The sequence below is a fragment of the Pseudobutyrivibrio sp. OR37 genome (assembly GCF_900113655.1).
Taxonomy (GTDB): Bacteria; Bacillota; Clostridia; order Lachnospirales; family Lachnospiraceae; genus Pseudobutyrivibrio.
On sequence record NZ_FOQF01000014.1, the window covers coordinates 47,385 to 60,496 of the forward strand.

At 39.0% G+C, this 13,112-nt stretch carries 14 protein-coding genes; all 14 read left to right on the forward strand.

Translation table 11 applies throughout. The features are described 5' to 3' along the window. Position 1: 1 nt before the first annotated feature. The 14 genes from feoB (BM097_RS08460) to BM097_RS08520 all read left to right on the forward strand — a co-directional run bounded on the left by feoB (BM097_RS08460) (position 2) and on the right by BM097_RS08520 (position 13,111). The gene (gene feoB / locus BM097_RS08460) at positions 2–2,353 is read left to right on the forward strand and encodes a ferrous iron transport protein B (protein ID WP_090548064.1); all 2,352 of its coding nucleotides are present in this window, start codon (positions 2–4) and stop codon (positions 2,351–2,353) included. A 227-nt stretch (positions 2,354–2,580) separates the two neighbouring features. Further along, entirely contained in the window at positions 2,581–2,793 is a 213-nt protein-coding gene (locus BM097_RS08465) for a FeoA family protein (RefSeq protein ID WP_090548066.1), read from the forward strand. Between the two features lie 12 nt (positions 2,794–2,805). Continuing rightward, on the forward strand, positions 2,806–3,027 hold the full coding sequence (locus BM097_RS08470; RefSeq protein WP_090548069.1) for a FeoA family protein: 222 nt from the start codon (positions 2,806–2,808) through the stop codon (positions 3,025–3,027). Positions 3,028–3,042: 15 nt separating this feature from the next. Then, the gene (gene feoB / locus BM097_RS08475) at positions 3,043–5,418 is read left to right on the forward strand and encodes a ferrous iron transporter B (protein WP_090548072.1); all 2,376 of its coding nucleotides are present in this window, start codon (positions 3,043–3,045) and stop codon (positions 5,416–5,418) included. A 62-nt stretch (positions 5,419–5,480) separates the two neighbouring features. Further along, positions 5,481–5,618 carry a FeoB-associated Cys-rich membrane protein gene (locus BM097_RS08480; RefSeq protein ID WP_090548074.1) on the forward strand — a complete coding sequence of 46 codons (138 nt, stop codon included), beginning with the start codon at positions 5,481–5,483 and terminating at the stop codon, positions 5,616–5,618. A gap of 227 nt (positions 5,619–5,845) precedes the next feature. Next, positions 5,846–6,934: a glycosyltransferase family 2 protein gene (locus BM097_RS08485; protein ID WP_143084971.1), complete on the forward strand. Its 1,089-nt coding sequence runs from the start codon at positions 5,846–5,848 to the stop codon at positions 6,932–6,934. A 54-nt stretch (positions 6,935–6,988) separates the two neighbouring features. Next, positions 6,989–7,336, forward strand: coding sequence for a helix-turn-helix domain-containing protein (locus BM097_RS08490; RefSeq protein WP_090548077.1), 348 nt, complete (start codon positions 6,989–6,991; stop codon positions 7,334–7,336). 238 nt (positions 7,337–7,574) lie between these two features. Then, positions 7,575–7,769: a hypothetical protein gene (locus BM097_RS08495; RefSeq protein WP_090548079.1), complete on the forward strand. Its 195-nt coding sequence runs from the start codon at positions 7,575–7,577 to the stop codon at positions 7,767–7,769. Further along, positions 7,759–8,343 (forward strand): hypothetical protein, encoded by a 585-nt coding sequence (locus BM097_RS08500; RefSeq protein WP_090548081.1) that lies wholly within the window; start codon positions 7,759–7,761, stop codon positions 8,341–8,343. Before BM097_RS08495 ends, BM097_RS08500 begins: the two co-directional genes overlap by 11 nt. 124 nt (positions 8,344–8,467) lie before the next feature. Beyond that, the gene (locus tag BM097_RS16355) at positions 8,468–8,605 is read left to right on the forward strand and encodes a hypothetical protein (RefSeq protein ID WP_177197415.1); all 138 of its coding nucleotides are present in this window, start codon (positions 8,468–8,470) and stop codon (positions 8,603–8,605) included. A 6-nt stretch (positions 8,606–8,611) separates the two neighbouring features. Beyond that, positions 8,612–9,436, forward strand: coding sequence for a DUF4422 domain-containing protein (locus BM097_RS08505; RefSeq protein WP_090548083.1), 825 nt, complete (start codon positions 8,612–8,614; stop codon positions 9,434–9,436). Positions 9,437–9,544: 108 nt separating this feature from the next. Beyond that, on the forward strand, positions 9,545–10,363 hold the full coding sequence (locus BM097_RS08510; RefSeq protein ID WP_090548085.1) for a metallophosphoesterase: 819 nt from the start codon (positions 9,545–9,547) through the stop codon (positions 10,361–10,363). 192 nt (positions 10,364–10,555) lie between these two features. Continuing rightward, on the forward strand, positions 10,556–11,662 hold the full coding sequence (locus BM097_RS08515; protein WP_090548088.1) for an ATP-binding protein: 1,107 nt from the start codon (positions 10,556–10,558) through the stop codon (positions 11,660–11,662). A 189-nt stretch (positions 11,663–11,851) separates the two neighbouring features. Then, positions 11,852–13,111, forward strand: coding sequence for an AAA family ATPase (locus tag BM097_RS08520; RefSeq protein ID WP_090548091.1), 1,260 nt, complete (start codon positions 11,852–11,854; stop codon positions 13,109–13,111). Position 13,112 lies beyond the last annotated feature (1 nt).

Genomic DNA, 13,112 nt, shown 5'->3' on the forward strand with positions numbered 1-13,112 from the left:
TATGACAATCAGAGATTTACAGATTGGACAAACAGCTAGAATAGATGCTGTCGGGGGCGAGGGCGCCCTCAGACAGCATTTCTTAGATATGGGAGTTATTCCAGGCGTGGAGGTTACGCTTGTGAGACTTGCCCCAATGGGAGATCCAATGGAGCTTAGAATCCACGGATATGAGCTTACCCTGAGACTAGCCGATGCAGAAAAAATCGATGCAACACTATTGGAGAACCTCAAGGACGAAGAGGCACCAGTGGAGGCAAACAAGCATGATATCGCTCACCCTGGTCTTGGTGAGGAAGGCAAATATCATCTTAAGGGTGATGGTGAGCCTCTGCCCAAGGGAACACAGCTTACATTTGCTCTTGTAGGTAATCAGAACTGCGGTAAGACTACTCTTTTCAATCAGCTTACTGGTTCTAATCAGCATGTGGGAAACTTCCCTGGCGTTACAGTAGATAGAAAAGATGGTGCCATCCGAGGCAAGGATAATACCTGCATCACAGATTTGCCAGGAATCTATTCCATGTCCCCATATTCCAATGAGGAGCTTGTCAGCAGAGATTTTGTTTTACACGAAAAGCCAAAGGCTATCATCAACATTGTCGATGCCACAAATATAGAGCGAAATCTGTATCTTACTATGCAGCTGTTAGAGCTTAACATCCCTATGGTTGTTGCTCTTAATATGATGGACGAGCTTAGAGGTAACGGTGGTTCAGTAGATATCAACCGAATGGAAAAAATGCTGGGTGTTCCAGTAGTTCCTATTTCGGCAGCTAAAAATGAAGGTATCGACGAGCTTGTAGCTCACGCAATGCACGTGGCTCAGTATCAGGAAAGACCACAGGTAGATGATTTCTGCGACGAGAACGATAACGGTGGTGCAGTTCACAGATGCATCCACGGTGTTATTCATCTGATGGAGGACCATGCAAAGCGTGCTGATATCCCAGTTAGATTTGCAGCCAGCAAGGCCATTGAAAATGACGCGCAGATTATTAAGAAGCTAGATTTAGATGAAAACGAAATCGAGACCTTAGAGCACATCACAAAGCAGATGGAAAAGGAAAGAGGTCTTGATAGAAGTGCTGCCATGGCAGATATGCGTTTCGCATTTATAGATAAGGTTTGCAAGGAATGTGTTATCAAGCCAAAGGAAAGCAAGGAGCACATCCGCAGTCAGCGTATCGACAAATGGCTGACAGGAAAGTACACAGCTATTCCTATTTTCATCTGCGTAATGGCAATGGTGTTCTTCCTTACATTTAACGTTATCGGCGCATGGCTTCAGGGCTTGCTTGAAGAAGGGATAGCATTCCTTACAGATATTACAGACAAGGCTCTTACTATGGCAAACGTAAATGTTACCGTACATGAGCTGATTATAGGCGGTATTTTTGAAGGTGTCGGAGGAGTTCTTAGCTTCCTTCCAATCATCATCACTATGTTCTTCTTCCTATCTATATTGGAGGACAGCGGTTATATCGCCAGAGTTGCATTTTTCATGGATAAGATGCTTAGAAGAATCGGTCTTTCAGGCCGAAGCATCGTGCCACTTTTGATTGGATTTGGATGTACAGTTCCAGCGGTAATGTCTACACGTACATTGCCTAGTGACAGGGACCGTAAGATGACAATTCTTCTTACACCATTTATGAGCTGTACTGCAAAGCTTCCAATATACACATTCTTCGTAGCAGCATTCTTCCCTGAGAATGGATGGCTTGTAATCACTGTGTTGTATTTCCTTGGAATATTCCTTGGAGTGCTTGCAGCTCTTTTCTTTAAAAAGGTTAGATTCAAGGGTGAGGCTGTTCCATTTGTTATGGAGCTTCCAAACTACAGATTGCCTAGCGCAAGAAACGTAATTCAGCTTCTTTGGGAAAAGGCAAAGGATTTCTTACAACGAGCATTTACGGTCATCTTCCTTGCAACAGTTATTGTATGGGTATTACAGAGCTTTGATACTCATCTTAATCTGGTGGCAGACCAGAAGGATAGCATCCTTGCGTTGATAGCAGGTGGACTTGCTCCATTGTTTACACCAATCGGTTTGGGAGATTGGAGAATCTGTACATCACTTATTTCAGGATTCATGGCAAAGGAAAGCGTGGTATCCGTGCTAGAGGTATTGTTTGGTACTACAGGAGTTGCAGCAGCTATGTCAAGCCTTACAGCATTTTGCTTGCTGGTATTCTCATTGCTATACACACCATGTGTGGCAGCCATTGCATCTATCAAAAGAGAGATGGGTGGTAAATGGGCTGTTTGCGTAGTGATTTGGCAGTGTGCAATTGCATGGATATGTGCATTTATAGTACATACAATTGGAATGCTGATTGGCATGGTATAACAACGATTTTGAAATTTTGTAGAGTTCCGCAAAGCGGGACTCTTTTTTTAATTATTATTTACGAGAAACTTGGGTTAGAGGCTTGAAACTAAAGTAAGTTTGTGATAAATTATACGTGCGTTAGAAGATACTAACGATTATTAATAGTGTCAAACTTTAGTTGGATACAATTGATTTTCGTAATAGTCATCTAACAGAAGGTTAAATAAATATTAAGGAAGTAATATATGATGCCATTAGTAGTAGCGCCAACAGGCGAAGAACAAATGATTAAACGAATTGGTGGAAATGAGGATGTTAAACGACATCTTCAGGAGCTTGGCTTTGTGCCAGGCGGACACGTTACAGTTGTAAACGAAATAGGTGGAAACCTAATCGTAAATGTAAAGGAGTCAAGAGTGGCTGTAGATAAGCAGCTGGCTCAGAAGATATATGTATAAAAGGAGAGAAAGATGAGAACATTAAAGGATGTTAATATTGGCGAGACAGTCAATGTTACAAAGCTTAACGGTGAAGGCGCAGTAAAGCGTAGAATCATGGATATGGGAATTACAAAAGGTGTAGAGATTTACGTTAGAAAAATCGCTCCTCTTGGAGATCCAGTAGAGATTACAGTTAGAGGCTATGAGCTATCAGTTCGCAAGGCTGATGCTGAAATGATAGTAGTAGAATAAAAGGAGGAGAATAAAGTGGGAATTCGTATTGCACTAGCAGGTAACCCAAATTGCGGTAAAACAACATTGTTCAATGCTCTCACAGGTTCTAACCAGTTTGTAGGTAACTGGCCAGGTGTTACTGTAGAGTACAAAGAAGGAAAATACAAAGGTGATAAGGAAGTAACAATCGTTGACCTTCCTGGTATCTATTCACTTTCACCATATACATTAGAGGAGGTTGTATCACGTAACTATCTTATCGATGAGAAGCCAGATGCAATCATCAATGTAATCGATGGTACAAACCTTGAGAGAAACCTTTATCTTACAACACAGGTAGTAGAGCTTGGTATTCCAGTAGTTATCGCTATCAACATGATGGATGTTGTAGAAAAGAACGGTGACAAGATTAACGCTAACAAGCTTTCAGAAGAAATCGGCGTTCCAGTAATTCAGATTTCAGCTCTTAAGAACAGAGGTCTTAAGGAAATCGTTGAGGCTGCAGTGAAGGCTGGCAAGGAAGCAAAGCCACAGTCACCTAAGCATAGATTTGATGGTTCTGTAGAGCATGCACTTGCTCACATCGAGGAGCTTTGCTTACACAACATCGATGATGAAAATCTTCAGAGATGGTATTCAATCAAGCTTTTCGAGCGTGACTCAAAGATTCAGGAGAAGCTTGGTCTTTCAGCAGATGTTATTGCACATATCGAAAATGACATTGCATCTTGCGAGAAGGAAATGGATGATGATTCAGAATCAATCATCACAGGCGAGAGATACAATTACATCGGCACAATCATTGGAGCTTGCGTAAAGAAAGCGGCAAAGGGAATGACAACATCTGATAAGATTGATCAGGTTGTTACAAACAGATTCCTTGCACTTCCAATCTTTGCAGTAGTTATGTTCCTTGTATATTTTGTATCAGTTACAACAGTAGGTACATGGGCTACTGACTGGGCAAATGATGGTGTGTTCGGCGATGGCTGGCACTTATTTGCAATTGGCTCAAAAGCATACAATGAAGCTGCAGAAGAGTTTACAGCAAATCAGCTTATCGTAGATGGATATGATTTATATGTAGAAGAAAACGGCGCAGAGCCTACAGGTGATTTTGAGTATCCTGTAGAGGATGAGGAAACAGCAGCCGTTGAATCTGAGACAGCTACACTTGATGATTATGCAGCAGCTGCAGCTTATGTAGAGGCTAATGAAGAGCCAGATCCAGCAAACTATGGCGTATGGATTCCTGGTATTCCAGTATTCATCGAGGCTGGACTTGATGCAATTAATTGTAACGATGTGGTTAAGGGACTTATCCTTGATGGTATCGTAGCAGGTGTTGGTGCGGTTCTTGGTTTCGTTCCACAGATGCTTGTACTTTTCATCTTCCTTGCGTTCCTTGAGGCTTGCGGTTACATGGCACGTGTTGCCTTCATCATGGACCGTATCTTCAGAAAGTTTGGTCTTTCAGGTAAGTCATTCATTCCAATGCTTATCGGTACAGGTTGTGGTGTTCCTGGTATCATGGCATCACGTACTATCGAAAATGATAGAGACCGAAAGATGACAATCATGACAACAACATTCATTCCATGTGGAGCTAAGCTTCCATTCATCGCAATGGTAGCAGGCGCTATCTTCGGTGGAGCAGCTTGGGTTGCACCAACAGCTTACTTCCTTGGAATTTTTTCAATCATCGTATCAGGTATTATGCTTAAGAAGACAAAGCTCTTCGCAGGCGACCCAGCACCATTCGTTATGGAGCTTCCAGCATACCACTGGCCAACAGTAGGTAACGTACTCCGCAGCATGTGGGAGCGTGGCTGGTCTTTCATCAAGAAAGCTGGTACAATCATTTTACTTTCAACAATCATAGTTTGGTTCTGCACATTCTTCGGTGTTGTTGATGGAGCATTTACAATGCTTGAGGAAGACCAGATTGATCATTCTATCCTTGCTACACTTGGTAGATGTCTTGCATGGATCTTCATTCCACTTGGATTTGGTGATTGGGAGGCAACAGTTGCTTCAATCACAGGTCTTGTTGCTAAGGAAAACATCGTTGGTACACTTGCTATTATCTACGGTGCTTCTGGTGATGTTTACGAGACAATGCGTGCAGCATTTACAGATGCATCTGGTATGGCATTCCTCGCATTCAACCTTCTTTGCGCTCCTTGCTTCGCAGCTATGGGTGCAATCAAGCGTGAGATGAACAACACAAAGTGGTTCTGGACAGCTATCGGATATCAGTGTGGCTTCGCATGGGTAATCGGCCTTATCATCTACCAGGTAGGTAAGGTATTCACAGGCGAAGGATTCACATTCGGAACAATCTTCGGACTCGCAGCCATCTGCTGCCTTATCTACGGATTATTCCGCAAAGACAAGTACAATAAGTAGTTTTTAAGCCTTCCCCCCTTGGGGGAAGGTGTCAGCGCAGCTGACGGATGAGGGTAATAATCATGGGAACAGCAATAGTAATTTTAATCCTAATCGCGATAGTGGGCGCAATAATCCGCTCCCTAATAAAAGCACATAAACGTGGCGAACATCCAGCCTGCGGCGGCGACTGCGGTCACTGCGGCGGTGGATGTCACTAGGAAAATATTGCCCCTTGGCTTTTCTTAGCCAAGGGACTTTTTGTATGTTTGATGATTATTTGAGCAACACATTAATAATGTCGGCAAGCGCGAGCAAGAGGACCCCATGGAGTTAAGGAGGGACCCTTTAGGGAGGTTCCCTTGACTCCAATGGGAGATGGCTTGCGGGAGCATGAGAACCTACGACTGTGTTGCGGACTCTGGTGCTTTTTGGTATCATTTTAAATATGAGCGATGATATTAAATTTTCCGTGATAATGCCTACTTATGGGGTGGGCGACTATATTGGTGATGCCTTAGGCTGCCTCTCAATGCAGACCTATGATAACTTTGAAGTAATCATTGTAGATGATTGCTCTCCTGATAAATCAGGTGAGATTGCATATGGTTTTACGCAGCGAGATGACAGGTTTTACTATGTAAAGCATGACGTAAATAAGGGTGTCTCAGAGGCTCGCAACACAGGTATTGAGCACGCCACAGGAGATTATATTTTGTTCCTAGATCCAGATGATTTGTACGAGCGAAATCTTCTCAGGGTGTGTGCAGCTGCGCTGGAGCGTAATCCAGTTGATATGCTTGTGTATAGCTTTACAGAGGATTATCGTAATTACGAATCAGGAAAAATCGAATATAGAAAATGCATCAGCCTTGAGCAGATGGATTATGATGATGATATGGTGAGCACCAGGGATGCTGCCACTATCCACAAGATGGCTATGCAGATGGAAGCAATCACCATGCTGGGCTATCCTTGGAACAAGTGCTATAAGGCTAGCATCATCAAGGAAAATGGGCTTAAATATCAGCAGATAAAACACGTAGAGGATATTCTGTTTAACTGCGATTTCTTGGACTACACCACATCTCTTACTGTGCTTAATGATGTGTTGTACCATTATAGAAATCAGGGGCAGGCTCGCCTTACTGGTGGAGCAATAGATGATTATTTCAAGCTCCAAAAGATAAGGGTGCAGCGTATTTACGACCAGCAACAGCAGTGGAAGACATGCGATTTTGAGGCTCTTGGAACTCTTTCTAAGGCATATTTTAGAAGCTTCCAATCTGCTATGGTGCGTCAGCTAGAGCAAGGCATCAAGTGTGATGAGATCCTTAAATGGTGTAATGCTGAATCAGAAACAGAGCTTTATCAGGAGATGAAAAGATATCTTCCTGACGATTCAAAGACTCTTAAGTTTTTATACAAGCCACTTGCACAGGGCATGTTTGGCACAGCCCTAAAACGTGCCCGCATCATGGAATACACCAAGCATCACTTCCCAGGTATATTCAATAGGGCAAAGCAGTTAAGGTAGTGGGTCTTTTTTATTTTGATAGTAAGTAGTATTAATAGGAAGAGTGAGCAGTGTATGGAAAAGCCAGTTTATGAAAAAATCTTTGATATTCTTAGGGCGAAGGGAATGACGCAGAAAGATTTTTCAAAAGCTACAGGTATTCCTGAAAGCACTATAAGTGATTGGAAAAAGAAAAAGTTCAATCCAGGACTTGATAAAATACCTGTTATTTGTCAGGTGTTGGGCGTATCTTCGGCAGAATTATTAGAAACTGAGAATAATTCTGAGACGCAGGACTTTAGATATTATTTGTCAGAGGATGAGAAAGAATTAATAGATAAGTATAGATTGATTAATGATATAGATAAAGAGCATATTCGTGCATATACAAGGTTTTTATTAAATATGTTTGTTGAAAAATAGTAGTAACACCTATTGCTGTTTTATGTAGTAGGTGTTATATTATTAAATACAAATCCGACATATCGGAGAATACGCATACAATTCGAAGGGCTGACAAGGTTGTGTAGAGCAAGAGATGGCTTGCCATTAGAGCATGCTAGGCTATTTTTATTGCCTATAACGTGCTATAATTAACATATATTATATGGTTGTGGCAGGCTTTCTACTGACTAATTTTTTTAGAAGGAGGAAAGCGGAAATGAGAGGTTTTATCATGGAATCAAATAACACAATTAAATATAATAAGCCTAATATCGGTGCATTACCTATGGATGCAGGCAGAGATATTTTTAAAATTATAATGAATACCCCAAAGCCTAATCATGAAAAGTTGAAAAGAGAAGCAGATGAATTAGAAAAAAAGATTTTCGCTTCAATAGGGTATGAGAAATAGGAAAATTGTTGCTGAATCAAAGCACCTTTATTGTACACATATTTCTGATAATGACATTGAACCTATAATGAACTTTCGTGTAATCAAGGAAGAAGGTTCAGGAGTAGAAAAATTTATTAATTATTATTCTTTTATACACGAAGATGAATTATTAGATAGATCTTATCTGGTTTGGATGAAAGAAACTGATGAGTTGGTTGCTTTCTTTTCTTTAAGAGCAGGATTTGTTGCTAGAAATAATATGTATGAGCATGAGGATTCTTTTGATTCTCTGCCAGGAATAGAAATATCTAATTTTGCTATAAATAAAGCATTTAGAGAAAAATATCCTACTACCAAAGGCATAGGTAAAGTAATATTTGAAAGTATTATTAAGCCAATAATCAAGCAGGCCTCGGAAATTGTAGGAATACGTATGATATATATTTTTGCATTACCAATTGAAAAGTTGATTGGTTATTATAATGATAAGCTTGAATTTTCAAGATTGCACGAAATTGAAGAAGAAAAGATGCATAATCGCATTAGACCTGAATATGATAAGGACTGTATTTTTATGTACCAAAGAATTTAAAACATTCGTCTAATGAGCCTGTAGGTAACAGGCGGACTTCGGTAGGATTGGATTATGGGTAAATATTTGCTTTTGTAGATACAGTAGGTTATAATTTAGATAGTTGTGAGAAGGAGGGTTTACTATGACTGAGGGCGGTTTTTTAATTTTCTTTTTTGCATTAATTTTATTAGTTGTCATCATAGCTGTTATCGCAGTTGTGTCTGCGGTTTCAGGAGCAGCGGCAGCGATTGCCGATGAAGAAGATGGCGAAGAGGATTAACTAGTTTTGGATATAAAAATCTTTATAGCGGCTCACAAAGCTTGCTTGCTTCCGGAGCAGGATTGCTATGTGCCAATTCATGTGGGAGCAAAAGGTAAAGACAGTATTTCATATAAAGAATGCGGGATTAATAAAGAGGGAGCCCTGGTAAGAGATGATGCAGGCATCAATATCTCTGAAAAGAACCCTTACTATTGTGAGCTTACAGCTACTTATTACATCTGGAAAAACGTTACGGCGGATGTAGTTGGTTTGTGCCACTACAGACGCTATTTTTCTTCTAAGAAGAATATAGGCGATGATAATCAGCCATTTAAAAATATCCTGTCAGCAGATGAAATCAGCTGCTTGATGAAGGATAACGATATAGTGGTTCCAAAGACTAATAAATACTTTATTGAGACTTTGTACAGCCACTATTCACACACACTGGATGGAAGTCATCTGGATATTGCCAGGGAAGTTATGGCTCAGTTGTATCCACAGGATTTGAAATATTTAGATGCCATCTATTCTAAAACAAACGGCAGCATGTACAATATGTGCATCATGAAAAAGGAAATGTTTGACGCGTACTGCGAGTGGATGTTCAATCTGCTTGCCGGTGTGGAGGAAAGGATTGATGTATCCCACCTGTCAGCATTCCAGGCCAGACTGTTTGGTCGTGTGTCTGAGATTCTTATGAATGTCTGGATTTTAAAGGCTACCAACGAAGGTCACAGTGTTGCAGAAGTGTCTGCCGCATACACAGAAAAAATCAATTGGGTTAAGAAGGGCGTGTGGTTCCTTCAGGCCAAATTTTTCGGAAAAAAGTATACCAAAAGTGCATAAAAAAATATACAAAGCCATGGCTAGAAAATTGTTAGCAATGGCTTTTTTTTATAGACTATTAATGTTAAAATACAAAGTCGTAAAAAATGAGGAAGAGATTATAAATATATGATAAAAAGAAAAAGTAAGTTAAGAATTATTGGTTTAATACTTTTGGTTTTATTAATATTAATTCTTGTAGGTTTTGTTAGCCCGCTTAGGACTACAAGATATAATTTGAAGCTGGATGATTTGCCAGAGGAAATGGATGGATACAGAATTGTTCAGATTACAGATTTCCACTGCAAAGAATTTGGCGACCATGAAGAAGATTTAATCAAGCTGGTGGCAAGAGCTAAGCCAGATGTTATTTTCCTGACAGGAGATATCGTGGATGAAAAGCATACAACAGAAAATGCTGAGGATCTTTTGGCTGGAATTACTGAACTGGCGCCAGTGTACTATGTAACAGGTAATCATGAGTATTACCCAGGTGCGCCTTATTTTGAATTTAGGGAATTATGTGACAAGTATGGTGTTGTAATGCTTGAAAATGAAACTGCAGAAGTTGAGTTTAATGGTACAAGCTATATGCTTACAGGACTTGATTTTGTTGATTCTACAGTACACATGAAAGATGTCATTGGCTACGCCAATACAAATTATTTCAATATATTACTGTATCACGATTCATCAAAATTCAATTATCTATCGGAATATGGATATGATTTGGAATTTGCAGGTCATGGACATGGAGGCTTGATCCGCCTTCCAATTGTTGGCGGATTGTTGGGGCCAGACTATCGTTTGTTCCCTAAATATGATTATGGTGTGTACCATGAGAAGAATGCCACTATGATAGCAAGCTCGGGCTTGGGCGACGCTAGAGTGCCTAGATGGAACAATCCTAGAGAAATAGTGCTGGTTACATTACATAAAAAGAAATAGTTGAAAATGGGCAAGGGCACACCGCAAGGTGTGCCCTATTTTTAAGGAGGATTGCGAAAGGTTGCACCTGAAGATGTTGTATTGCGAAAGGATGCGAAAGGTTGCACCTGAAGATGTTGTATTGTGAAAGGATACGAAAGGTTGCACCTCAAAAAGAATGTTGCTATAATTTAGGTAACGGAGGTATGAAGAATGCAAAATCCTTTTACACATGCTTTTGGAGCGCAGCCTAATAAATATATTTCAACAAATCTAGAAGAATCTATATTTGATAATTTTAGTTATCCGAACCCATCAGAAAAATGCTACATAATCACAGGTGTCAGGGGATCTGGAAAAACAGTTATGATGTCTTCAATAACCAGAAGACTCATGGAAAGTGAAGACTGGGTGGTATGCAATTTGGTGCTGGGTGATGATATATTAAATCAATTTGCCGCATCCCTAGCTGAAAATCCAATTTGTGCAAAGCATTTTTTGAAAGCATCAAATATTTCATTTTCAATGCTAGGTTTAGCCGCAGGCATTGAATATGACAAGGAAAAAGTTTTTGATATACATATTCTAATCGGAAAACTTGTAGAGACATTAGCGCAGGCTGGAAAAAAGGTTATGATTACACTTGATGATATTTATGTATGTGATGGAATGATAGCCTTTGCCCAAGAGTTTCAGCATCTGATAATCGATCATAGAAACCTTCCTGTGTATTTAATTATGACAGGTTTATACCAAAACTATAGAGAATTAACAGATGTGAAGAATGCTAAACTAAAGGGTTGTACATTCCTTACAAGAACATTAGATAGAGAAATTCCTCCACTAGATGATAGCCAAATGGCAGTATCATATTTTAATACTTTTGGAATTGACGAAAAGGAAGCTATTAAGCTTGCAAAGATGACAAAGGGATATGCATTTGCTTATCAGTTACTAGGATACTGGTATTTTGAAAAATATGTAAATAAAAATGATGAGGTTCGCGATGTTGAGGTTGAATATAGAAGTGAGCTGATTAAGTATACATATAATAAATTATGGAGTGAACTTTCAGAAAAAGATAAAGATATAGTTTTTGTCTTGGTAGAGCTTGGCGCAGATGAGAAGCAAGTGAAACGAGCAGAAGTGATTAACTATATGAATGAAAGTGGAAATGAAATTACATCTTCCACATTTAATAAGTATCGCGAGAGACTTCTGGGAAAGGGAATAATATCCACTTCGGAAAATCGAGATGGATACATTTGGCTTCCGCTACCACAGTTTGGAAATTTTGTAAGACTTTATCATATGGATTAAAAGTAGCATGTACAGGGCACACCGGAGGGTGTGCCTTATTTTATTGGATAATCAAAGGTTATAGAGGAAAAAAGATAGATATATACATCTAACTGAGGAAAAGTCACACTTGGGAGTTGAAATTCGGATATAAATCTATATAATTAATTATGAAAGAGTTAATTGGATAGAATATGTGAGGTAGATAATATGTTGATACAGTTTAATTTTAAAAACTATAAATCGTTTAGAGATGACGCAACACTTGATTTATCTGCTGCAAAAATGACAGAGTTTTCAGATAGAGTTATTCAGGTAGGTAATGAGAAAATCTTGTCTGTAGCAGCTATATATGGCGCCAATGCTAGCGGTAAATCAAATGTATACAGTGCATTCGAATATATGACAGATTACGTAACAAATTCCTTTAAGTATGGTGATGAGGAAGATGATTATCATGATTATAGACCAACGCCATTTTTGTTTGATAGTCACTCTGAAAATGATGAATCTTCTTTTGAAGTATATTTTACACTTCCAGGTGATCAATCTGGTAGAACATATAATTATGGGTTTTGTATAGGAATAGATGGAGTTACAGAAGAATGGTTAAATGTTAAGGCCAAGAGTGCAAGAAAGTATACTACGGTGTTTTATCGTGGGGGTGAAGATAATGAATTGGATTTAGTTGGTTTTCCAAAAGTCAGTAGAGAAAATTTAGAGGTAGCCTTAGAAAAACAAGTTCTGATAATCTCGCTTGGAGCAAAATTAAAAATAGCGAAATGCAAGTTAATAAGAGACTGGTTTTTAGCAAATGAATTTACTGATTTTGGGGATCCGATAAAGAACTTTTTCATGTTGAGAATGTTACCAGAAGATTTTGTTGAAGATGAGCTAGTTAGAGAGAAAGTAGTAGATTATTTTTCTTCATTTGATGAGCATATAAAGGGTTTTAAAATTGAGAAAATTCCAAGTGATAAAGAAAATGAGGAGAGATTTAAACTTAGTTCATTACATAATAAAATTGATTCAGATGATATGGCAGAGATTCCTTTTGAAATGGAATCAGCTGGAACACTTAAGATGTTTGCTCTATACCCAGAATTGCAAGAAGTTTTAAAAAAAGGTAGTGTCTTTTTTATTGATGAATTAAATGCAAGATTACATCCATTACTTGTTAGGAACTTTGTGCTTACATTTTTGAATCCAGAAATTAATGTTAACCATGCACAACTTATATTTACTACGCATGATACATGGCAACTGTCTAACCAATTATTACGAAGAGATGAAATATGGTTTACGGAAAAAGATGCCAATGGTGTTTCTTCGTTATATTCACTAGCAGATTTTGTTGATGAAGATGGAACAAGAATACGTAAAGATGAAAATTATGAAAAAAACTATTTAATTGGAAAATATGGTGCCATTCCTTCTTTAAAGAGTTTCGCGCTATTAGAGGAGGTATAGT

Bases quoted from the DNA above. Each gene is read 5' to 3' on its own strand.
- BM097_RS08520 (WP_090548091.1), top strand. From the start codon at position 11,852: ATGTTGATACAGTTTAATTTTAAAAACTATAAATCGTTTAGAGATGAC.
- BM097_RS08500 (WP_090548081.1), top strand. From the start codon at position 7,759: ATGAGAAATAGGAAAATTGTTGCTGAATCAAAGCACCTTTATTGTACA.
- BM097_RS08515 (WP_090548088.1), top strand. From the start codon at position 10,556: ATGCAAAATCCTTTTACACATGCTTTTGGAGCGCAGCCTAATAAATAT.
- BM097_RS08495 (WP_090548079.1), top strand. From the start codon at position 7,575: ATGAGAGGTTTTATCATGGAATCAAATAACACAATTAAATATAATAAG.
- BM097_RS08480 (WP_090548074.1), top strand. From the start codon at position 5,481: ATGGGAACAGCAATAGTAATTTTAATCCTAATCGCGATAGTGGGCGCA.
- BM097_RS08470 (WP_090548069.1), top strand. From the start codon at position 2,806: ATGAGAACATTAAAGGATGTTAATATTGGCGAGACAGTCAATGTTACA.
- feoB (WP_090548064.1), top strand. From the start codon at position 2: ATGACAATCAGAGATTTACAGATTGGACAAACAGCTAGAATAGATGCT.
- BM097_RS08490 (WP_090548077.1), top strand. From the start codon at position 6,989: ATGGAAAAGCCAGTTTATGAAAAAATCTTTGATATTCTTAGGGCGAAG.
- BM097_RS08465 (WP_090548066.1), top strand. From the start codon at position 2,581: ATGATGCCATTAGTAGTAGCGCCAACAGGCGAAGAACAAATGATTAAA.
- BM097_RS08485 (WP_143084971.1), top strand. From the start codon at position 5,846: ATGAGCGATGATATTAAATTTTCCGTGATAATGCCTACTTATGGGGTG.
- BM097_RS16355 (WP_177197415.1), top strand. From the start codon at position 8,468: ATGACTGAGGGCGGTTTTTTAATTTTCTTTTTTGCATTAATTTTATTA.
- BM097_RS08510 (WP_090548085.1), top strand. From the start codon at position 9,545: ATGATAAAAAGAAAAAGTAAGTTAAGAATTATTGGTTTAATACTTTTG.